Origin of the sequence: Flavobacterium denitrificans DSM 15936, from assembly GCF_000425445.1 — a bacterium.
GTDB classification, from domain to species: Bacteria; Bacteroidota; Bacteroidia; order Flavobacteriales; family Flavobacteriaceae; genus Flavobacterium; species Flavobacterium denitrificans.
Window position 1 is genome coordinate 55,341 of the sequence record NZ_AUDL01000013.1, and the last position, 21,643, is coordinate 76,983.

At 34.1% G+C, this 21,643-nt stretch carries 19 protein-coding genes; 8 read left to right on the forward strand and 11 right to left on the reverse strand.

The features are described from left to right. The first annotated feature begins 7 nt into the window (after nt 1-7). Nucleotides 8-895, forward strand: coding sequence for a cupin-like domain-containing protein (locus H600_RS0109140; protein WP_026728500.1), 888 nt, complete (start codon nt 8-10; stop codon nt 893-895). 218 nt (nt 896-1,113) lie between these two features. Here the strand turns inward: H600_RS0109140 and accD are convergent, their stop codons facing one another. The 3 genes from accD to tamL all read right to left on the reverse strand — a co-directional run bounded on the left by accD (nt 1,114) and on the right by tamL (nt 5,740). Next, nucleotides 1,114-1,968: an acetyl-CoA carboxylase, carboxyltransferase subunit beta gene (gene accD, locus H600_RS0109145; protein ID WP_026728501.1), complete on the reverse strand. Its 855-nt coding sequence runs from the start codon at nt 1,966-1,968 to the stop codon at nt 1,114-1,116. Nucleotides 1,969-2,038: 70 nt separating this feature from the next. Further along, entirely contained in the window at nt 2,039-3,106 is a 1,068-nt protein-coding gene (fbaA, locus tag H600_RS0109150; RefSeq protein WP_012023542.1) for a class II fructose-bisphosphate aldolase, read from the reverse strand. Nucleotides 3,107-3,166: 60 nt separating this feature from the next. Beyond that, complete coding sequence (gene tamL, locus H600_RS0109155; RefSeq protein WP_026728502.1) at nt 3,167-5,740, reverse strand: translocation and assembly module lipoprotein TamL; 2,574 nt, start codon at nt 5,738-5,740, stop codon at nt 3,167-3,169. 37 nt (nt 5,741-5,777) lie between these two features. On the opposite strand from tamL, the gene H600_RS0109160 reads away from it, so the two are divergent. Beyond that, complete coding sequence (locus H600_RS0109160; RefSeq protein WP_026728503.1) at nt 5,778-6,506, forward strand: TrmH family RNA methyltransferase; 729 nt, start codon at nt 5,778-5,780, stop codon at nt 6,504-6,506. A 9-nt stretch (nt 6,507-6,515) separates the two neighbouring features. Here H600_RS0109160 and porT read toward each other — a convergent pair whose 3' ends face one another. The 4 genes from porT to H600_RS0109180 form a co-directional block, all read right to left on the reverse strand. Continuing rightward, nucleotides 6,516-7,223 carry a type IX secretion/gliding motility protein PorT/SprT gene (porT, locus tag H600_RS0109165; RefSeq protein WP_026728504.1) on the reverse strand — a complete coding sequence of 236 codons (708 nt, stop codon included), beginning with the start codon at nt 7,221-7,223 and terminating at the stop codon, nt 6,516-6,518. Between the two features lies 1 nt (nt 7,224). Beyond that, nucleotides 7,225-7,956: a bifunctional demethylmenaquinone methyltransferase/2-methoxy-6-polyprenyl-1,4-benzoquinol methylase UbiE gene (gene ubiE, locus H600_RS0109170; protein ID WP_026728505.1), complete on the reverse strand. Its 732-nt coding sequence runs from the start codon at nt 7,954-7,956 to the stop codon at nt 7,225-7,227. A gap of 585 nt (nt 7,957-8,541) precedes the next feature. After that, complete coding sequence (locus tag H600_RS0109175) at nt 8,542-9,024, reverse strand: dihydrofolate reductase (protein ID WP_026728506.1); 483 nt, start codon at nt 9,022-9,024, stop codon at nt 8,542-8,544. Nucleotides 9,025-9,044: 20 nt separating this feature from the next. Then, nucleotides 9,045-9,383: a 2TM domain-containing protein gene (locus H600_RS0109180; RefSeq protein ID WP_026728507.1), complete on the reverse strand. Its 339-nt coding sequence runs from the start codon at nt 9,381-9,383 to the stop codon at nt 9,045-9,047. Nucleotides 9,384-9,627: 244 nt separating this feature from the next. On the opposite strand from H600_RS0109180, the gene H600_RS0109190 reads away from it, so the two are divergent. After that, entirely contained in the window at nt 9,628-9,924 is a 297-nt protein-coding gene (locus H600_RS0109190; protein ID WP_026728508.1) for an isoamylase early set domain-containing protein, read from the forward strand. A gap of 39 nt (nt 9,925-9,963) precedes the next feature. Here the strand turns inward: H600_RS0109190 and H600_RS0109195 are convergent, their stop codons facing one another. From H600_RS0109195 to H600_RS0109210, 4 genes are all read right to left on the reverse strand, one after another. Next, complete coding sequence (locus tag H600_RS0109195) at nt 9,964-10,815, reverse strand: thymidylate synthase (protein ID WP_026728509.1); 852 nt, start codon at nt 10,813-10,815, stop codon at nt 9,964-9,966. Nucleotides 10,816-10,897: 82 nt separating this feature from the next. Then, the gene (locus H600_RS0109200) at nt 10,898-11,521 is read right to left on the reverse strand and encodes a bifunctional nuclease family protein (protein WP_026728510.1); all 624 of its coding nucleotides are present in this window, start codon (nt 11,519-11,521) and stop codon (nt 10,898-10,900) included. A gap of 163 nt (nt 11,522-11,684) precedes the next feature. After that, entirely contained in the window at nt 11,685-12,653 is a 969-nt protein-coding gene (locus H600_RS0109205; protein ID WP_026728511.1) for an electron transfer flavoprotein subunit alpha/FixB family protein, read from the reverse strand. 147 nt (nt 12,654-12,800) lie between these two features. Further along, entirely contained in the window at nt 12,801-13,547 is a 747-nt protein-coding gene (locus tag H600_RS0109210; protein ID WP_026728512.1) for an electron transfer flavoprotein subunit beta/FixA family protein, read from the reverse strand. Nucleotides 13,548-14,041: 494 nt separating this feature from the next. Between H600_RS0109210 and H600_RS0109215 the strand changes: the two genes are divergently transcribed. The 5 genes from H600_RS0109215 to H600_RS0109235 all read left to right on the forward strand — a co-directional run bounded on the left by H600_RS0109215 (nt 14,042) and on the right by H600_RS0109235 (nt 21,635). Beyond that, nucleotides 14,042-15,019, forward strand: a complete 978-nt coding sequence (locus H600_RS0109215; protein ID WP_026728513.1) for a pyruvate dehydrogenase complex E1 component subunit beta — start codon at nt 14,042-14,044, stop codon at nt 15,017-15,019. 64 nt (nt 15,020-15,083) lie between these two features. After that, entirely contained in the window at nt 15,084-17,588 is a 2,505-nt protein-coding gene (locus tag H600_RS0109220) for a DUF5686 family protein (protein ID WP_425337360.1), read from the forward strand. A 148-nt stretch (nt 17,589-17,736) separates the two neighbouring features. Continuing rightward, nucleotides 17,737-18,336: a DNA-3-methyladenine glycosylase family protein gene (locus H600_RS0109225; RefSeq protein WP_026728515.1), complete on the forward strand. Its 600-nt coding sequence runs from the start codon at nt 17,737-17,739 to the stop codon at nt 18,334-18,336. 112 nt (nt 18,337-18,448) lie between these two features. Then, the gene (locus H600_RS0109230; RefSeq protein ID WP_026728516.1) at nt 18,449-18,979 is read left to right on the forward strand and encodes an inorganic diphosphatase; all 531 of its coding nucleotides are present in this window, start codon (nt 18,449-18,451) and stop codon (nt 18,977-18,979) included. A gap of 112 nt (nt 18,980-19,091) precedes the next feature. Further along, a complete protein-coding gene (locus H600_RS0109235; protein ID WP_026728517.1) occupies nt 19,092-21,635 on the forward strand; it encodes a sodium-translocating pyrophosphatase in 2,544 nt (847 codons plus the stop codon). Nucleotides 21,636-21,643 lie beyond the last annotated feature (8 nt).

Below are 21,643 nucleotides of genomic sequence, written 5' to 3' on the forward strand. Positions count from 1 at the left end.
AAAACAAATGAGCTTTAACCTTAGATCTGTTGATACTGTTGAGTCTATTTCCAGAGAAGATTTTAAAAAGAATTATTTGGATAAAAGAAGACCTTTAATTATAAAGGGGCTTACTAAAGATTGGCCTGCAAGAGAAAAGTGGTCAACTGAATATTTTAAGCAAATCGCTGGAGATATAGAGGTTAAACTTGTCGATAATTCAAAAGCAGATCCGAAAAAAGTAATCAATGCTTCAATAGCAAGTATGAAATTTGGCGAATATCTGGATTTGATAAAACGCGAACCAACACAATTGCGGATTTTCTTTTTCAATCTTTTCAAGCACAGACCCGAATTAATTGATGATGTCAAAATCCCAAAAGAATTAATGGGCGGTTTTATCGAAAGTATGCCGGCAATGTTTTTTGGAGGTTCAAAGGCAATTACTTTTTTGCATTATGATATTGATTTACCGCATCTTTTTCATACTCATTTTGGCGGAAGAAAACATATTATACTATTTGACAACAAATGGAAAAAAAGATTGTATTGTCTTCCAAATACAACTTATGCCTTAGAAGATTATGATGTCGCAAATCCTGATTTTGAAAAATTCCCTGCTCTAAAAGGGGTAGAGGGATATGAAGTTTTTCTGGAGCACGGAGATACTTTATTCATGCCAACTGGAATGTGGCATTGGATGCGTTACATAGATGGTTCTTTTTCTCTTACGCTTCGCGCATGGGATTCATCGGTTTCCCGTAAAATTGCCAGTGTTTGGAGCTTGTTTATGCATGGTGCTGTAGATAGTGCCATCAAAGTAGTTTTTAGAGAACGTTACGCAATCTGGCGTGAAAAATTAGTTTTTAAAATTGCTGAAAAAGAATTGAAAAAGGATTTGAAAAAAGCCAGTTAAAAATAGGATTTCCAGATGCCTTCGTGCAAGGTTTTCAAAACCTTGTAGGTTTAGTTTGAGTTTTAAAATTAAAAAAAGCACAATATAAAAATACCTACAAGGTTTTGAAAACCTTTCAGGAAAAGCTTAACTGTACTTATATTTCTTATATGGTTTAAAACAAAAAAATCCCGAGAAGCAATTTTTCTTGGGATTTTCTATTTTGAGTAGTTTTAAAACTATCTAATATCATTATTTTGAATCAAATCGATATATAAGTTGATCTTATCTTTCAATTCTTTTCTAGGCGTGATAAAGTCCAAGAAACCGTGTTCTAATAAGAATTCAGCAGTTTGGAAACCTTCTGGTAAATCTTTTCCTGTAGTGTCACGAACAACACGAGGACCAGCAAAACCAATCAAAGCGCCCGGCTCAGAGATATTGATATCTCCTAACATTGCGTAAGATGCAGTTGTTCCACCCGTTGTTGGATCTGTACAAAGAGAGATATAAGGTAATTTAGCTTCCGCTAATTGAGCTAATTTTACAGAAGTTTTTGCTAATTGCATTAATGAATAAGCAGCTTCCATCATACGAGCTCCACCAGATTTAGAAATCATAACAAAAGGAAGTTTGTTTTTGATCGCATGATCAATTCCTCTTGCGATTTTTTCACCTACAACAGCTCCCATAGATCCGCCAATAAAAGCGAAATCCATACAGCAAATTACAAGTTCTCTTCCTTTAGATTTTCCTACTCCCGTACGTACAGCGTCTTTTAGGTGAGTTTTTTCCATTACATCTTTCAATCGCTCTGCATATTTTTTTGTATCAACAAAATGCAAAGGATCTTTAGAAGTCATGTTTTTATCTAACTCAACAAATTCGTTGTTGTCGAATAAAATTTCAAAATAGGTTGCGCTTCCAATTCGAACGTGAAAATCATCTTCAGGACTAACGAATAAATTTCTCGCTAATTCGTCAGCATCAATAATTTTTCCAGTAGGAGATTTGTACCACAATCCTTTCGGAACGTCCATCTTGTCTTCTGTCGCGGTCGTAATCCCTTTTTCTTGTCTTTTAAACCAAGCCATATTTTTAATTGATAATTGATAATTGACAATTGATAGGATTAGTTATCAATTGTCAATTGTTAATTGTTAATTACAACGTATTTACGTTATTCAAATCAGCAAAAGCTTGTTCAAGTCTTGCGTTGAATGTTACTTCGCTTTCACGAACCCATCTTCTTGGGTCATAATATTTTTTGTTTGGAGCATCTGGACCTTCTGGGTTACCAATTTGAGATTTTAAATAATCTAAATTTTTAACCATGTAGTCACGGATTCCTTCAGTGTATGCAAATTGTAAATCTGTATCGATATTCATTTTGATAACTCCGTAGCTAATTCCTTCTCTGATTTCTTCAAGTGTAGAACCTGAACCTCCGTGGAAAACGAAATCAACTGGGTTATGTCCTGTGTTGAATTTGTTTTGAACGAAATCTTGAGAATTTTTTAAGATTTTTGGAGTTAATTTTACGTTTCCAGGTTTGTAAACACCATGAACGTTTCCAAAAGCAGCAGCAATTGTAAATTTAGGGCTCACTTTAGATAATTCTTCGTAAGCGTAAGCTACTTCTTCTGGCTGTGTGTATAATTTTGAGCTATCAACATCAGAGTTGTCAACACCATCTTCTTCACCACCTGTAATACCAAGCTCGATTTCTAATGTCATACCCATTTTGCTCATTCTAGCTAAATATTCTTTGCAGATCTCGATGTTTTCTTCGATTGGCTCCTCAGACAAATCGATCATGTGAGAACTGAATAATGGTTTTCCTGTTTCTGCGAAATGTTTTTCAGAAGCATCTAATAAACCATCAATCCATGGCAATAATTTTTTTGCACAGTGGTCAGTGTGTAAAATTACAGTTGCACCATAAGCTTCTGCCAAAGTGTGAATGTGTTTTGCTCCAGCGATTCCTCCAGCGATTGCTGCTTTTTCACCTGCGTTAGATAATCCTTTTCCAGCGTTGAATTGTGCTCCTCCGTTAGAAAATTGAATAATAACTGGTGCGTTTAGTTTTGCTGCAGTTTCAAGTACACCATTGATTGTGCTTGATCCAGTAACGTTTACTGCAGGTAGTGCAAATCCTTTTTCTTTTGCATAGTTAAAAATTTCCTGAACTTGATCTCCTGTAGCAACTCCTGGTTTGATATTGTGTGCCATTGTAATTTTTTTTATAGTTGTTTTTAGTTTTTAGGTTGCAAAAATAAGAATTAATTAGCATTAGAACGGATAATTTATTCCAAAATTTAAAACCGAGTGACCAAAATTGTATTCTTTAAACCATCTGTCTCCCTTCTCATGCGCCGGATTATAGGTCTTGAAGCCTAAATCTAATCGAACAACAAAAAAGCTTAAATCGTATCGTAATCCAAATCCTGAGCCCAAAGCTATTTCAGCTAAATCGTTTACGCCATTAAATTTTGCCTTTTCGTCGATGACATTATCGAGCACATTCCAGATATTTCCGGCATCTGCAAATATTGCTCCTTTAACGTCTCCAAGAATTTTGAAACGATATTCGGCGCTAAATGCTATTTTCATATTTGCCTCATTAAAATCATCCATTGCATCTGTACTTCCCGGACCTAATGAGTAAGGTTGCCACGCACGGTTGTCATTTGAGCCTCCAGAGTAATAGCTTCGTGAAAACGGAATGTAATTTGAATTTCCAAAAGGAATTGCGATTCCAAAAAAGCTTCTCACAGCCAAAACTTTTTCTTTTCCAAAATCCCAGTGTTTGATATAGTCAAATTCGGTTTTAATGTATTCAGAATATTCAAGATTGAATATCTCGTAGTTGCCGTTTATGTTTTTAGGCAAATTGGCAATCTCTGAAACAGCAGATAATAAAGTTCCTGCTGATTCTATTTTGGTTTTAAATTGATAAAAATTATTGTCGGCAAGGTCTTTTTTTGTTGTTTTTGTAAATGTATAACTTGTTGCTAAAATAAAGTCATTTTCAGTCAAACGAACTCTTCGTTCTTCGATACTTTCAACATCTCTATATTGAGGGTCTCCGGGTTGTAATGCAGTTCTGTTATTCAATACATCGTCGGTAAATCCTGTAGTTCCTTGAGGAATGGTTAGATTTTTTCTAGCTTGTTCTTCTGGTGTGGTTCCCCAGTTTGCATCATTTATATTATAATCTTTACCTATGCCGTTTAATTCATCATATGAAGAAGTATAAACATTAAAATAATTGTTTGGGTTTAAGTTTCGAACATATTGTGCGTTCAGCAATTCTAATTTTGCTGTATTATGACGTTTTGGGGACCAATTGTACGCAATTCCTCCGGTAAAATTCTCTTTATCCAAACCAATATTTCGCTGTTTAGAAAAACCGCTTGATATTGATGTGGAAGGAATCATTCTTTTCGGAATAATTTTTTCGGTTCCGAAAGGGAGTAAAATCCTTGGGAAATTCAATTTCATATCAAGTCCATATTCAGAAACATTGAAGAAATTATTGTTTGGATTTGCCATGTCTTTTGATGATCCAATATTCATTCTTGCCGAAATTTCAAGTGTTTCAGCACGGTTAAATACATTTCGGATAGTCTCAGAAATACTTGCCCCAATACCAAAATCCTGAATATTAGAGTGTGTCACGTCTAGCGTTGCTCCAAAACTGTATTTTTTTCTTGGTGTCAAATAAACATTGGCAATTAAAGACTGTGCAGTCGAATCTCTTTTATCGACTTCATATTGTATCGAAGGATAATTGAAGATTTTTAAATTGTTCAAATATCTAGAAGAAAGCGTCGTTCTCGTGTCAGAGAAAGTACTTCCTTTTGTAATAAAAACAGCATCGGTAATTGCCCGTGGTTTGTATTTGATTTTTTTATAGCCATACAAATTAAAGTTGTTGTACGAAATACTATCGTTGATTCTTGATTTTGCATTAGCTGGTGAATAATCAGTATAAATATTCACGTCGCTGATTTTATACAATTTAAAAGGTTCTGTTCGGCTTGAATCTTTTTCTTGTATACTATTATTGTTGATGATTAAGTTTACATCGGCTTTATTTTGTTTGCCAATGGTGTCGATGTCAAAAGTTACATACGTAGGCTGAAAATAATAAGCACCGTTATTTCTGAAGTAAGTTGTGATACGATTTTTTTCTTCTTCAAAATCAGTTGTCTTATATTGATTTCCGGATTTCAAAACAGATGGTTCTCTGCTGCTGTGGTATAAAGAATCTAGTGCAGGAGTTAAAATTGTAGTTCTAATGGAATCTAATGTATAAGCGGGGCCAGTTGTAATATTGTAGTTTATTTTGGCTCTCTTGATTCCAACTGTGTCAATAGTATAGTCAGTTTGTACTTTGAAAAAACCGTTGTTTAAGTAGTAATATTTTAATCGGACTAAAGTTTTTCTTGTTTTTGCCGTGTCAATTATTACGGGAGCTTCTCCAGTATTTTTCAAAAAGTCATTTAATCCCTTGTTTATAAAAGATTGTCCCAAACGATCAACTTGTTTTGCAGATAATACTTTTGACCAACGCTCATATCTTCCAGGATGATTGTCGAATTTTGCTTGATAGGTAGAATCGGGATTCAAATTGGCAAGATTGTATAAATTCAAACGTAATTTAAAACCTAATAGTTTTCCGTTAGGTTTTTGGTACATTTGATTCGTGGCAATTTCATCATTTGATGATTTTCCGTTTACAAGAATATTATTTTTTACAAGAAGGTTTTTTCCATCGGGAACTCTTTTTACGGCATTACAAGCACAAATAAGTGTTGCTATTAGGATAAATGCTGTTATTTTTGTGGAATTATTTTTCAAGTGTTTATAAATATTTAATTCAAAAGTACATTATTTTATGGTTAGTAAAAACCAAATAAAACTTATCTCAGGCTTGCATCAAAAAAAACAGCGTTTTGCAAATCAATTGTTTTTTGCCGAAGGAGTAAAAGTAATTCAAGAATTGTTGCAATCCAACTTTGAATTAGAGCATTTATACACCACGCAAAATGATTTTGAAGTGGTTCATTCTTCAAAACGTACTCTTATTAATGAACAGGAGTTAAAGAAAATAAGTGCTTTGTCAACTCCAAATACTTGTTTGGCTGTATTCAAAATCCCTGCCGAAAATAAAATAATCGAATCAGGATTGATTTTGGCTTTAGACGACATTCGTGATCCCGGAAATTTGGGAACAATTATGCGTCTTTGCGACTGGTTTGGCATCAAACAAATCATTTGCTCCAAAGAAACGGTAGATATTTATAACCCAAAAGTGGTTCAGGCTACAATGGGATCTATTACCAGAGTAAATGTAAATTATGTTGATTTGAAAAACTTTATCGCTCAAACAAAACTGCCAATTTTTGGGACTTTTATGGACGGCGATAACATTTATAAATCAAATTTGCCTCAAAACGGAATCATTATTATGGGTAATGAAGCCAATGGTATTTCGGCAGAAATTGAAAAAATGGTTACAAGCCGACTCACAATTCCTCGATTTGGAGAGCTGCAAAAAACCGAAAGTTTAAATGTAGCTACTGCAACAGCAATTATTCTCAGTGAATTTAAACGAAATAGTTAGCTATTTGTTTTAGTGAAAAGTAAAATTTATTAAAATAGCTCTAGATTTCATTGAGTCTATGTTGCCTGTCCATGGACTATTTGGGTCGTTGTCTCTAATTAATTCATCTGTAATTCCAAACATTCCTCTGATTGATGGAGAAAAAATGAAATATTCTGTAAAAAAATCAATTCCAACACCCATTTCGTAAGCGGCTGTCCATTGTTTAACCCTGAATTTTTGCTCAGAATTGTCGTCTTGCGATTTTGCATTGCTTGACAAATTAAGTGTGGTCGACATTCCTCCAACTAAATAAGGACGAATATTTCCAGTACGGAGAGAAGAGAATTTCAGCAATAATGGAAAATGAATATAAGTACTGTTTACTTCTCTCAAGTAATCTGTTTTTGAGGTAAAGTTCGGGTAGTATAAATCACGTTTTGTATAGTATAAACCTGGTTCAAAACGCAGGTTTATATATTCTTGTAATCTTAAATCAGCTACAACACCAACATTGAATCCAGTAGTTTTTTTTACCTGAATGTCTTGATTTGCAACATCTTTATAGTCAAATTTAAAGTCAAAACTATTAAGCCCCAAATAATAACCAAAATACAGACGCTGTTTTTGCCAGTTTTCTAGATTAATAATGGGATCTTTGCTAAACATGCTTTTAGCAAATTGCGAGTATCCTTTTGTCGATAAGACTAATAAAAGTAAGATTACTGTTTTTTTCATACTATTTTTTAGAAGCAGAATAAATGGTTGCAACTCCAAAAGTTTGAGGCATAGCCACAACATCTATAAACCCAATTTTTCTTAAAATATTGTTTAATGCTTCTCCGTAAGGAAAAACCGCAGCAGATTCTGATAGATAGCCATAAGCTGAATTATCTTTAGAAAATAATTTCCCAATTATTGGAAGTATATTTTTGCTGTAAAATTTATAGCCTTGCTTATATGGAGTTTTGTCTGGAACAGAAGTTTCAAGAATTACAAACACACCATTTGGTTTTAAAACTCTTAAAATTTCAGCAAATCCTTTTTCTAGATTCTCGAAATTTCTAACACCGAAACCTACAGTTATTGCATCAAAATAATTGTCTTCAAAAGGTATGTTTTCAGAATCCCCTAAAACTAAATCAATAACATTGGATAGTTTTTTTTCTTCCACTTTCTTTTTTCCAACCTCAAGCATCCCAGCAGAAATATCTAAACCAATTATTTTTTCTGCCTTAGTTTGCGCCATCAAAATAGCAAGGTCACCAGTTCCTGTGGCAATGTCAAGAATGATTTTTGGTTTTGTGTCAGATACTATTTTTAATACTTTTTTTCGCCATTTCACGTCAATCCCAAAAGAGATTACGCGGTTCAAATTATCATAGTTCCCAGATATGTTGTCAAACATTTGGGCTACTTGTTCTTTCTTTCCTAAAGAAGAGTCTTTATATGGTGTGATTTTTTCAGACATTTTTTTTATTTAGGCAAATATAATACAATCTGGCTTAACTGTAATTGGCTTTTTTAAAATGTAAATCAAATGTTTTAAAAGAAAGATTTTTGGTTTTCTCATCATGCGTTTTAGTGGTTAAAATGCATCACCAAAAGCGGGTATTTTTAAAAAATCACCAAAAATGGGTATTGTCTAATGCAGTATTTATGCACAACTTTGTCAAAGATAAAATGATAAAATTTAATGATTGATTCGAAAATATGACTTAAATCAAGTGGTTGCTTTTTTGTGCTGGCAGTTCCATTTGTTCTTGTAAGTAGTTTTCAGGTATTGTTCTAAAACAATACTTTTTTAAAGTGCAAAATACGTTCTTAGGATTAAATTTGTTTTTGGAAATTTTAATTTTCTTGCCTTTAATATCTTAGTGGTATTTGTTATTAAAGGCTCTTTTGGGGCTCGTTCCCAATTAACATTTATGTTATTCAGTTATTTCAGATGTTTTTAAACATTTGTGATTTTTTTTTTACAAAAACTATTTCTCGAAAGAGTCAAAATCTAAAAATCAATCTTTTTAAAAAACATCCTTCAAAAGAGGATGTTTTTTTATTTGCGTATATATGTTTCGTAAGTGTAATCATAAAGATGTTTGTCGTCTTTAAAATTTTCTTCAGACTCTACAAGTATCCATTCACGCTCATTGATTTTTGGAAAAAAAGTATCCGCATCAAAAGTATGATGCACTTTGGTTATTTCTATAATATCGGCGTATGGTAAAGCTAGATTATAAATTTCGCCACCACCAATAATATAAGAGTCTTCATTTTCTGGGCAAGCAGCAATTGCTTTTTCAATACTGTCAACCACAATACAGCCTTCAGGATTATAATCACTTTGTCGCGTTATGATTACATGGGTTCTATTCGGCAAAGGTTTTGGGAAGCTTTCAAAAGTTTTTCTTCCCATTATTATATAATGATTTGTTGTGAGTGATTTGAATCTTTTAAAATCATTTGGCAGATGCCAGACTAAATCATTGTTTTTTCCCAAGGCATTATTTTCGGCTACAGCCGCTATCATTATAATCATGGCAATCTAAACTAAAAAAATTATTTCTGAGTATCCTCGTTTATTTTGGACTCTAATTGACTGATTCTCTTTTGTTGTAATGCAACAAGTCTGTCAATTTGTTCTCTTTCCCATTTTTTATTCATAAAACGGTCAGTGATATACACTTTTATAAAATGCAGAATGAAAATGAAAAGCCAAATCGTTATTCCCCAGATGCACCAATTTTGATTTGAACCTTCTCCAAAACCAAAAAATCTGTTGGCAATAAATAAAAATAAACTTCCTAGTAGAAAAAGTACAAAGTGAAAATACAAGATTTTCTTTTGTCTAAGTCTTCTTCTGGCATATTCATACTGTTCGTGTACTTCTTTTTCCATAGAATATTTGAATGAATGAGGTTATAAAGTTAAAATTTATTTTGAAAACAAGGGATTTTGATTCTATAATATTTGTCCTGGAATGTGTTTTGAATCTGAATTCAAAAAAATATCACGGATTAATTTATGGATATGATTAAAAAAATAATGCATTTTTGTCATTGTCACAAATCGGATATTGGAGTATTGAAAGTTCAGGCGAATTTGTGTAATTTAGAGGTATCAATCTAAAAACTAATTAGTTATGTCTTTAAAAAAGCAATTTATCAAAACGAAACCAGTGTGTAAGGTTACTTTTTCTATAGAAGCAAAAGATGCAAATTCGGCAGCAGTTGTTGGGGATTTTAATAATTGGAATCCAGAAGAAGGAACTTTGAGTAAGTTAAAAAACGGAACTTTTAAAGCTACTTATGACTTGGTAAAAGATGCCATTTATGAGTTTAAGTATTTAATTGACGGAGTGTATGTTAATGAACCTGAGGCAGATTCATATAAATGGAATGATTTTGCTGGAAGTGAAAACAGTGTTCTAGCAGTATAAAAAAATCCGCTTAAATTCTAAGCGGATTTTTTTGTGTTTTTATACAGCGACACTTCCTTTTATAGCAGGATGTGGATCATAATCAACAAGTGTGAAATCCTCATAATCAAAATCAAAAATGTTTTTGATCGCAGGATTTAAAATCATTTTTGGAAGCGGTTTTGGTTCTCTTGAAAGTTGTAATTCCAATTGCTCAAAATGATTGTTGTAAATGTGTGCGTCTCCAAAAGTGTGAATAAATTCGCCAGCTTCAAGATCGCAAACTTGAGCAATCATCATGGTTAATAATGCATAAGAAGCAATGTTAAAAGGAACTCCTAAAAAGATATCGGCGCTTCTTTGATAAAGCTGACAAGAAAGTTTGCCTTTTGTTTCGCCTTTTTCAATATCGGGACTCGACACATAAAATTGAAAAAAGGCGTGGCAAGGAGGCAAAGCGGCTTTGTTGTTTGCTACGTTTTCTTCAAAAGATTTTTTAGTGTCTGGCAAAACTGAAGGGTTCCAAGCCGAAACGAGCATTCTGCGGCTGTTCGGATTTGTTTTTAATTCTGTAATCAATTCTGATATCTGGTCGATTTCTTCACTGTTCCAATTGCGCCATTGATGACCGTAAACTGGTCCCAGATCACCATTAGAATCAGCCCATTCATCCCATATTTTAACTCCGTTTTCTTGAAGGTATTTGATATTTGTGTCACCTTTTAAAAACCAAAGCAATTCGTAAATGATCGATTTTAAATGGAGTTTTTTGGTCGTAACCATAGGAAAGCCTTCACTTAAATCAAAACGCATTTGGTAGCCAAAAACGCTTTTAGTTCCGGTTCCGGTTCTGTCTCCTTTTTGATTTCCGTTTTCTAAAACGTGTTTTACTAAATCTAAGTATTGCTTCATTGTTGTTTAATCGTTTAATCGTTTATTCGTGTAACTGTTTAATCAATTAAAGGATTAAACAAATCCACGATTAAACATAAATTTATCTTTTTGAGATTTCGTCTCTAATTTTTGCGGCTTTTTCGTAATCTTCTTGAGAGACTGCCTGGTCTAAAAGCTCATTTAATTCTTGCAATGAATGTTTTGCGTAAACATCGCCAGATTGATTGCTTTCTTCTTCGTGTCCAAAAGTTTCTGGATTAGAAAGTACATCGTCGATCTCTTGAGAACCTTGGTCGCCATCTCCAGAATTTGATTTTAAATAAATTCCGGCTTTGTCCAAGATGTTTTTATAGGTGAATATTGGTGCGTTGAAACGTAATGCTAATGCAATTGCGTCTGAAGTTCGCGCATCAATAATTTCTTCGATTTTATCTCTTTCGCAGATCAAACTAGAATAAAAAACACCATCAACCAATTTGTGTATGATTACTTGTTTTACAACAATGTCAAATCGCTCTGCAAAGTTTTTGAATAAATCATGTGTTAACGGGCGAGGAGGTTTGATTTCTTTCTCTAAGGCAATAGCAATCGATTGGGCTTCAAAAGCGCCAATTACGATTGGTAATTTTCTTTCACCATCAACCTCATTCAAAATTAAGGCATAAGCGCCGTTTTGAGTTTGGCTGTATGAAATTCCTTTTATGGATAATTTTACTAGACTCATATATGATTGAAAAAAGGGCACTTAGCGCCACATTTTAATACTTTTTTTGATTGGAAAATAAAGGTGCAATTTTAATCAAAAAATATGGAACAAAAAAGCTGCCTTAAAACAAAGATACGATTATCTTGTTTTTAGGCAGCTATATTGTTTAAGAATTCTTTGATTAAGAATGCTGAGCTTTAAAAGCTTTAAGTTTCTCAGTTAATTGAGGAACAATTTCAAAAGCATCACCAACAATACCATAATCAGCAACTTTAAAGAAAGGAGCTTCAGGGTCATTATTGATTACTACTTTTACTTTAGAAGAGTTGATTCCTGCAATATGTTGGATTGCTCCAGAAATTCCGATTGCAATGTATAAGTTTGTTGCAACTGGTTTTCCTGTTTGACCAACGTGCTCGCTGTGAGGTCTCCATCCTAAATCTGAAACTGGTTTAGAACATGCTGTAGCAGCACCTAAAACTTCAGCTAAATTTTCAACTAATCCCCAGTTTTCTGGACCTTTCAATCCGCGTCCGCCAGAAACTACAATATCTGCATCAGCGATAGAAACTTTTCCAGTTACTTTTTCAACAGATTCTACTTTTACACCAAAATCATTGTCTCCAATTGTTGGGTTGAAATCTTCCGCAGCTGCAGCTCCTGCACTTTCGAAAATACCGTAAGAGTTTTTAGCTAAACCAAGAACTTTTACATCAGTATCGATTTGAGTAATATTGAAAGCTTTGTTTGAGAAAGCATTTCTTTTTACTTGAAAAGGAGAAGTGCTAACTGGCAATCCCACAACGTTCGATGCAAAACCAGCATTTAAAGCTACTGCAACTAATGATGAAAGATAAATACTGTCTGTTGTAGACGAAAGTAAAACTACTTTTGTTCCTTCTTTTTCAGCAGCTTGTTTGATTACATCGGCATAAGCCTTAGCAGTAAAACCAGCTAATTTATCGTTATTTACTTTTAGAACTTTATCAACTCCGTATTTGCCTAACTCGCTTACATCGCTGATGTTTACTGTTAAAGCTGTAACAGTTGTTCCTAATGATTCGGCTACTTTCTTAGCGTAAGAAGCTAATTCGAAAGCAACTTTTTTAAATTTTCCTTCTGCAGATTCTGCATATATTAATATTGACATAACAATTTTAGATTTTAGATTTTAGATTTCAGATTTTTGAAAATTGAAACCTAAAAATGATTATTGATTTTAGATTTTGAAGTGAATCAAATGTTGATTTTAGATTTAGTATTGCGTTCTGCAATCTAAAATCTAAAGTCTACAATCTTAAATCACCTTAGCCTCGTTGTGTAATAAATTGATTAACTCATCTAAATTATCTGCAGAAACTAATTTCACTGCTGATTTTGGAGCTGGTTTTTCAAATTTCACCGCTTTTGTGTTTGCAGGAGCGTCAACTGGCTCTAGAATAGTTAAAGCTTTAGTTCTTGCTGTCATGATTCCTCTCATGTTTGGAATACGTAAATCTTTTTCTTCAACAAGACCTTTTTGACCTCCAATAATTAATGGTAGTGTAGTGCTAACAGTTTCTTTTCCACCATCAATTTCACGAACTGCTTTTACGTTGTTTCCATCAACAGTTATTGCTGTACAAGAATTTAAAAAGTTAGAACCTAAAATTCCAGCAATCATTCCAGGAACCATTCCACCATTATAATCTAAAGATTCTTTTCCTGCAATTACAAGGTCATAACCACCATTTTTAATTACTTCTGCTAATTGTTTTGCAACAAAAAATCCGTCAGTTGGGTTAGCGTTAACACGAATTGCTTCGTTTGCACCAATTGCTAATGCTTTACGTAAAGTTGGTTCAGTATCTGGTCCTCCAACATTAACAACAGTTACCGTTGCTCCTTGTTGTTCTTGAAACCAAATAGCACGTGTTAAACCAAATTCGTCATTTGGATTGATTACATATTGTACACCATTGGTATCAAATTCTGAGTCACCGTTGGTAAAGTTAATTTTTGAAGTAGTATCAGGCACGTGGCTGATGCAAACCAATATTTTCATAAGTATATATTTTGAATTTAATAATATGCTTTGACAAATTTAGAAATTAAAATCGGAATAATATACTATGCGTGCATAATATTTTTTAAAAACTATTACGTTTTCGAAGATTTTGAAATTTGGAAGTGGTTTTGTCTGGTTGTGAAATCGAAAATTCAGTTATTTTGCCTGATTCTTAGCAAATTCGCAATGGATGAAAAGGCTTGAACTGTTAAAATTAGAGCAGATTTATACTAGATTTTGATTAATCCCGTTTAGATAGTCGAATTTAAATAAATCAGAATTCAACAAATAGAGTCGGATTTGTATGAAAAGTGTTTTTTGGAAGAGAATAATAACAATTATATCGATTTCGTAAATATCATAATAAGTTTTAAAAAGTTAAAAGCGAAAGAAGAGAAGAAAGTTCCTGTGATTTTAAATTTAATTTATGCTTTTAAGTGATTTAAAATATTTATTTTTGCTCTTCAGAAAATTCAACATACAATATAAATATGAGAACAATACAATTTAGAGAGGCCATTTGCGAAGCGATGAGCGAAGAAATGCGTCGCGATGAATCCATATATTTAATGGGAGAAGAGGTTGCAGAATACAACGGAGCTTACAAAGCTTCAAAAGGAATGCTTGCTGAGTTTGGTGAAAAAAGAGTAATTGATACTCCAATTGCTGAGCTTGGTTTTTCAGGAATTGCAGTAGGTTCTGCAATGAATGGGAACCGTCCTATTGTAGAATATATGACATTCAACTTCTGTTTAGTTGGTATTGATCAAATTATAAATAACGCTGCTAAAATGCGTCAAATGACTGGTGGACAATTTAATGTGCCTATCGTTTTCCGTGGACCAACTGCTTCTGCAGGTCAATTAGGAGCTACTCACTCTCAAGCTTTAGAAAACTGGTTTGCAAATACTCCAGGTCTTAAAGTTGTTGTGCCTTCAACTCCTTACGATGCAAAAGGACTTTTGAAATCTGCAATTCGTGATAACGATCCAGTAATTTTCATGGAATCGGAGCAAATGTACGGAGACAAAGGTGAAGTGCCGGACGGAGAATATACAATCCCGCTAGGAGTTGCTGATATTAAACGTGAAGGAACAGATGTAACTATCGTTTCATTCGGAAAAATCATCAAAGAAGCTTTCATCGCTGCTGATGAATTAGCTAAAGAAGGAATCTCTTGTGAGATTATCGATTTAAGAACAGTTCGTCCAATGGATAAAGACGCAATCTTAAAATCGGTTAAAAAAACAAACCGTTTAGTAATTCTTGAAGAAGCTTGGCCGGTTGCCAGTCTTTCTTCTGAAATCACATATATTGTTCAGGAACAAGCATTCGATTTCCTTGATGCGCCAATTCAGCGTATCACAACTGCTGATACTCCTGCGCCTTACTCTCCTGTATTGCTTAAAGACTGGTTGCCAAATGCTGGTGATGTAGTAAAAGCAGTAAAGAAAGTAATGTACAAATAAGAAATTCAACAATACTTATAAAACTTCATCAGTCATATTAATTGATGAAGTTTTTTTTTGCCAAATGATAAAAAGAATAATTTTACTCAGCCTATTTTTTGTATTCGCCTTTGTGAATCTTGGAACTGCACAAACAAAAGTGAGTGGAATTGTTTTGGATAAATCAAATCAGCCAGTACCTTTTGCAAATGTTGTTTTCAAAGGTTCTAATACCGGAATTGTTTCTAATGAAGATGGACGTTTTTATCTTGAATCTCCCAATACTTATACGGCATTATTAGTTACTTCAGCTGGATTTTCAGATAAGGAAGTTCCTTTGGAAAAAGCGGTCAATTACAATTTTAAAATTATTTTGTTCGAAGAACAAGTGTTGAACGAAGTTGTAATTTACACTGGAAAAACTTCTAAAAAGAATAATCCTGCATTGGATATTTTGAGGAAAATTTGGGAACGAAAGCGTAAAAACGGACTTTACCAATTCAATCAATATCAAATGCAAAAGTACGAGAAAGTCGAGTTTGACATGAACACGATTGATAGTGCTTTGATGAAAAATAAACTTTTCAAAGGAATGGAGTTTATTTTTGATCATGTTGATACTTCTGATGTTACGGGCAAAACCTACCTGCCAATTTTTATCAACGAATCAGTTTATGATGTTTATGGTGATAATAAGATAAAGAAAGTTAAAGAAAATCTGACAGGAAATAAAATGTCTGGTTTCAACGGAAATCAGCAGATTTTATCTTTCGTAAAAGACCTTTATTCGGATTATAATATTTACGACAATCACCTTAAATTTTTTGACAAAAGTTTTACAAGTCCGCTTTCAAAAACCGGAATTGATGTCTACAACTATGTTTTGAAAGACAGTGCTTTTGTCGATAAAAAATGGTGTTATAATATTGTTTTTTATCCGAGGCGAAAAAACGAATTGACTTTTAAAGGAGATTTTTGGGTAAACGATACCACTTTTGCCATCAAGAAAATTAATATGGGCGTAACGAAAAGTGCCAATATTAACTGGGTAAAAGATATTTATATCGAACAGGAATTTGAAGTAGAAAACGATTCTGTTTTCCTTCTGACGCGTGATTATATGATGTCTGATTTTGCTTTGAATAAAAAAGAAAAATCAAAAGGAGTTTACGGAAAGCGAACAACTTTATATCGAAATCATAAATTCAACATCCAAAAACCGGAGAAGTTTTATAAAGAAGAAGTCAATTTTATAGACAATGCCGTTTACGCCCGCCCGCCCGAATTTTGGGAAGAAAATCGTTTTGAGAAATTAAATAAAGACGAAGCCGGAATTTATAAAATGCTCGATACGCTTCAAACAGTCAAGCGTTTTAAGCAATTGTATAGTCTTGTCTCTATTTTAGGAAGTGGATACGTCGAGTTTAAAAACTTCGATTATGGTCCTATTTTCTCCACTTTTGGTTATAATGAGGTCGAAGGTTTGAGGGTAAGAGTTGGTGGTCGAACTTATTTTGGGCCAAATGATCCATGGCGTGTTCAGGCTTACACTGCGTATGGTTTTAACGATAACAAATTCAAGTATGGAGTTTCAGGAAAATGGATGGTTGACAAGAAAAACCGAATCATTATTTCTGGAGGAAACAGGCGCGATATTGAACAAATTGGAGCAAGTTTAACTACGACAAATGATATTTTAGGTAGAAGTTTTGCGTCTTCTGCGTTGTTTACAACGAGCAGTAATGGAAAATTGACGAATATTAATTTGAGCAATGTTTCGTTTGAAATTGAAGCCAAGAAGAATTTTATAATTCAGACAGGTTTTTCATATCGAACTTTGGAATCGGCTTCACCTACTTTTAGTTTGGATTATTATTCTACTTTGCCAAGCCCTTCAAATCCTAATGGCGTTATAGAAAGCAAAGTGAGACAATCTGAAGCCAATATTCAGTTTGAATATATGCCAAATCGTAAAACTATTGGTTACGGAGTTGAAAGAGATTTAGTTGATAGCCCATTTAGCCATTTCTTTGTAAATTTCAGTTACGGTTTAAAAGGAGTTTTTAATAGTGATTTTGCCTACGAAAAAATTCAGATCTACTACAAACAACCAATTATTATTGGGCCGTTAGGAAGAACGGATATTATTGTTGAAACCGGAAAAACGTTTGGCACAATTCCGTTAGGCTTGATGAGCGTTGTTCCTGGAAACCAAACATACTGGACTATTGAAAATACTTTTAGTAATTTAAATTTCTACGAATTTGTTACCGATCAATATACAACCTTGCAATGGCAACATAATTTTCAAGGAAGATTATTTGCAAGAGTTCCTTTTATGAGAAAACTAAACTGGAGAGAATTTGTCGGAATTAAAGCGGTTCACGGGACTATTTCGGATGCCAATAGAGCAATTAATGCTTCTGGTCAGCCATATAATGCGCCGGAAAATGTTTATTGGGAGTATAATGCCGGAATCGGAAATATTTTTAAAGTGTTCCGAATTGATTTCTCTTGGAGAGGGAATTATTTGAATATGCCTGATGCTAATAAATTTGCTGTAAAAGGCTCATTCGGGTTCTACTTCTAAAAATGTTTTGTTAGATTTAATAAAAGCGAAAGCTGTTTAATAATCTCGCAAAGACGCCAAGTCGCTAAGTTTTTAATTTCTTTGCGTCTCTGCGCCTTTGCGAGATTCTTTTTTTATCTAATTTTGGAATAGACTTAAAAGCAAAGCCATGCAAGAAGCGATTGATTTTCTAACCAATAAAAATCCGATTTTTCAGGAAATAATCGAAAAATACGGAGTGCCTCCAATCCCAAAACGTCCTCAGGGTTTTGAGACTTTGGTATTGTTAATACTCGAACAACAGGTTTCTATAGATTCAGCGAAAGCCACATTTTTAAAAATCAAAGCTTATAAAACTTGTAATCCAGAAAACATGGCTGTTTTATCTGACGAAGAATTTAGAAATCTTGGTGTAAGTCGTCAAAAAACAAAATATATTAAAATTTTAGCGGAAGCGGTATTAAACAAGGAATTAGATATTGAGAGCTTGCCTTCAAAATCGGCAAGGCAAGTCAGAGAAGAACTTATTAAGCTAAAAGGAATAGGAAACTGGACGATTGATATTTATTTGATGTTTTGTCTTCAGGAACCAGATTTGATTCCGCTTGGCGATATTGCAGTAATCAATACCATCAAAGAATTATTAAATATTCACGATAAACAAGAAATGGAAATTCATGCGGAACAATGGAGTCCGTATCGATCTTATGCTACTTATTTGCTTTGGCATTATTACTTAAAAAAGAGAAATAGAACAATTACCTATTAAATGCTTGTTTTTTAATAGATAATGCAGATAATTTAACCTGTTTTTTTATTGTAAAAATAGAATGTTTGGTTACTTTTGCAACCGAAATTATAAGATATAATAAAAAACGAAAATGACCGCAGACAAACTAACAACTTTCGATGTGTTAATCGAAATACCAAGAGGAAGCAGAAATAAATATGAGTACGATTTTGAAATCAAAAGAATGCGTTTCGACAGAATGTTATTCTCTTCAATGATGTACCCGGCTGATTATGGATTTATTCCTGAAACTTTAGCTTTAGACGGTGATCCTCTTGATGTATTGGTTTTGGTAAACGAACCAACTTTCCCAGGATGTGTAATGGAAGTTAAGCCAATTGGTGTTTTCCACATGGCAGATGATAAAGGACCAGACGAAAAAATTATTTGTGTACCAGTTTCAGACCCAATCTGGAATTCATTAACAGATTTATCAGATATCAACCCTCACTTAGTAAAAGAAATCGAACACTTTTTCCAAGTTTACAAAGATCTTGAAAACAAAAAAGTTGATGTTGAAGGATGGGGAGACGTAAACGAAGCTTACGCAATTATTGCTGAATGCACGAAACGTTTCGATGATATTGAAAACAAACCAGCAGGATTATTTAGTATTAAATAATTTTAGCATTCATATTTTATAAAAAAAGCAATACTCCGTTAGGAGTATTGCTTTTTTGTTTAAATTCGTTTTAGTTAGAATATTGACTATTAACCAAAACCAATAAAATATTATGAATGCATTTATGATTTACCTGCCAATTATTATGGCAGTTTTAGGATTACTTTTCATGGGAATAAAAAGGACTTGGGTTTTAAAACAAGACGCTGGAGACGGTAAGATGAAAGAGATTTCAGATTACATCTATGAAGGAGCCTTAGCCTTTCTAAAAGCCGAATACAAATTGTTAACCATCTTCGTAATTATTGCCAGTTTAGCTTTGGCAGGAATCACTTTTATTCCGGGAGTAAAAACCCATTTATTAATCGTAGTAGCATTTATTTTTGGAGCTTTATTTTCGGCTTATGCTGGAAATATAGGAATGAAAATCGCAACTAAAACAAACGTTAGAACTACTCAGGCCGCACGCACAAGTCTGCCTCAAGCTTTAAAAGTTTCTTTTGGCGGAGGAACAGTAATGGGGCTTGGCGTTGCAGGTTTAGCCGTTTTAGGATTAACTGCTTTCTTTATTATTTTCTTTAATTTATTTTCAGGCGGTGTTTGGAAAGATACAGATACAATGACTGTTGTTCTGGAAACTCTAGCAGGGTTTTCATTAGGAGCAGAATCAATTGCGCTTTTCGCGAGAGTGGGAGGGGGAATTTACACCAAAGCAGCCGATGTTGGAGCTGACTTAGTTGGTAAAGTTGAAGCAGGAATTCCAGAAGATGATCCACGAAATCCAGCAACAATTGCGGATAACGTTGGAGATAACGTGGGTGACGTTGCAGGTATGGGTGCCGATTTATTTGGGTCTTATGTAGCAACTGTTTTAGCAGCGATGGTTCTTGGAAACTATGTTATAAAAGATATGGGCGGAAGTATTAATGACGCTTTCGGCGGTATCGGCCCAATTTTGCTTCCAATGGCAATTGCTGGTTTCGGAATCTTATTTTCGATTATTGGAACAATGTTGGTGAAAATTTCAGATGATAACGCTAGAGAAGCTCAAGTGCAAAAAGCTTTAAATATTGGAAACTGGGTTTCTATAGGATTAACAGCTATTGCTTGTTTCTTTTTGGTGCAACATATGTTGCCAGAAGTAATGACAATGGAATTTTTTGGAGAAGGATCCCAGCAAATTTCTTCAATGCGTGTTTTTTACGCTACATTAGTTGGATTAGTTGTTGGTGGAGCAATTTCATCGGTAACCGAATATTATACAGGATTAGGAACAAAACCAGTTTTGGCAATTGTACAAAAATCATCAACAGGAGCGGGAACAAACGTGATTGCAGGTTTAGCGACTGGAATGATTTCGACTTTTCCAACGGTATTATTGTTTGCTGTAGCAATCTGGATTTCATATGCTTTGGCAGGATTTTATGGAGTGGCGCTGGCGGCTTCAGCAATGATGGCAACAACGGCAATGCAATTAGCAATTGATGCTTTCGGACCAATTTCTGATAATGCGGGAGGAATTGCAGAAATGAGCGAATTGCCAAAAGAGGTTCGTACCAGAACCGATATTTTGGATTCAGTAGGAAATACAACGGCAGCAACCGGAAAAGGTTTTGCAATTGCATCTGCGGCTTTGACTTCATTAGCATTATTTGCCGCTTATGTGACTTTTACAGGAATTGACGGAATCAATATTTTTAAAGCACCAGTTTTAGCAATGTTGTTTGTCGGCGGAATGATTCCGGTAGTTTTCTCCGCTTTAGCAATGAATTCAGTTGGAAAAGCTGCGATGGATATGGTTTATGAAGTGCGTCGTCAGTTCAAAGAGATTCCGGGAATTATGGAGGGAACTGGAAAACCAGAATATGGAAAATGTGTTGAAATTTCGACAAAAGCCGCTTTACGTGAAATGATGCTTCCAGGAATTTTGACAATTGGTTTTCCTATCGCAATTGTATTAATAGGAAAATTAGTTTATGCAGATAACAATCAGTTGATCGCTGAAATGTTAGGCGGATATATGGCTGGAGTTACGGTTTCTGGCGTACTTTGGGCAGTTTTTCAAAACAATGCGGGAGGTGCTTGGGACAACGCTAAAAAATCATTTGAAGCTGGAGTTATGATCAATGGCGAAATGACTTATAAAGGTTCTGATGCACACAAAGCTGCAGTAACTGGAGATACAGTTGGGGATCCGTTTAAAGATACTTCTGGACCTTCAATGAACATTTTAATTAAATTAACTTGCTTGATCGGATTGGTTATTGCGCCAATTTTAGGTGAAGGACATTCAGCTGCAGGAATGGCTGAAAAAGGTTCTTGTTGCGTTAAAATGGAAATGCATGCCGGAGCTTCTAAATGTGGCGATATGTCGGGAATGACTAAAGAAGAATGTATTAAAATGTGTAAAGAAAAAGGCTGTACCGAAGAAGAAACAGTTAAATGTTTAGCACACTTTGATAAAACTGGAAAATATCAAAAAACAGATTGTTTTGACACAAGTAAATATGAGAAAAAGTCTCTTAAAGTAGAACTGAGAAAAGAAAATGGCAAAACCATTGGGACAGTTACAAAAACAGAAAACGGCAAAACCACAACTGAAGTTTATGAAGGGACTGAAGACGAGGTTAAAGCTAAAATTGACGCTGTAAAATAGAATAACTC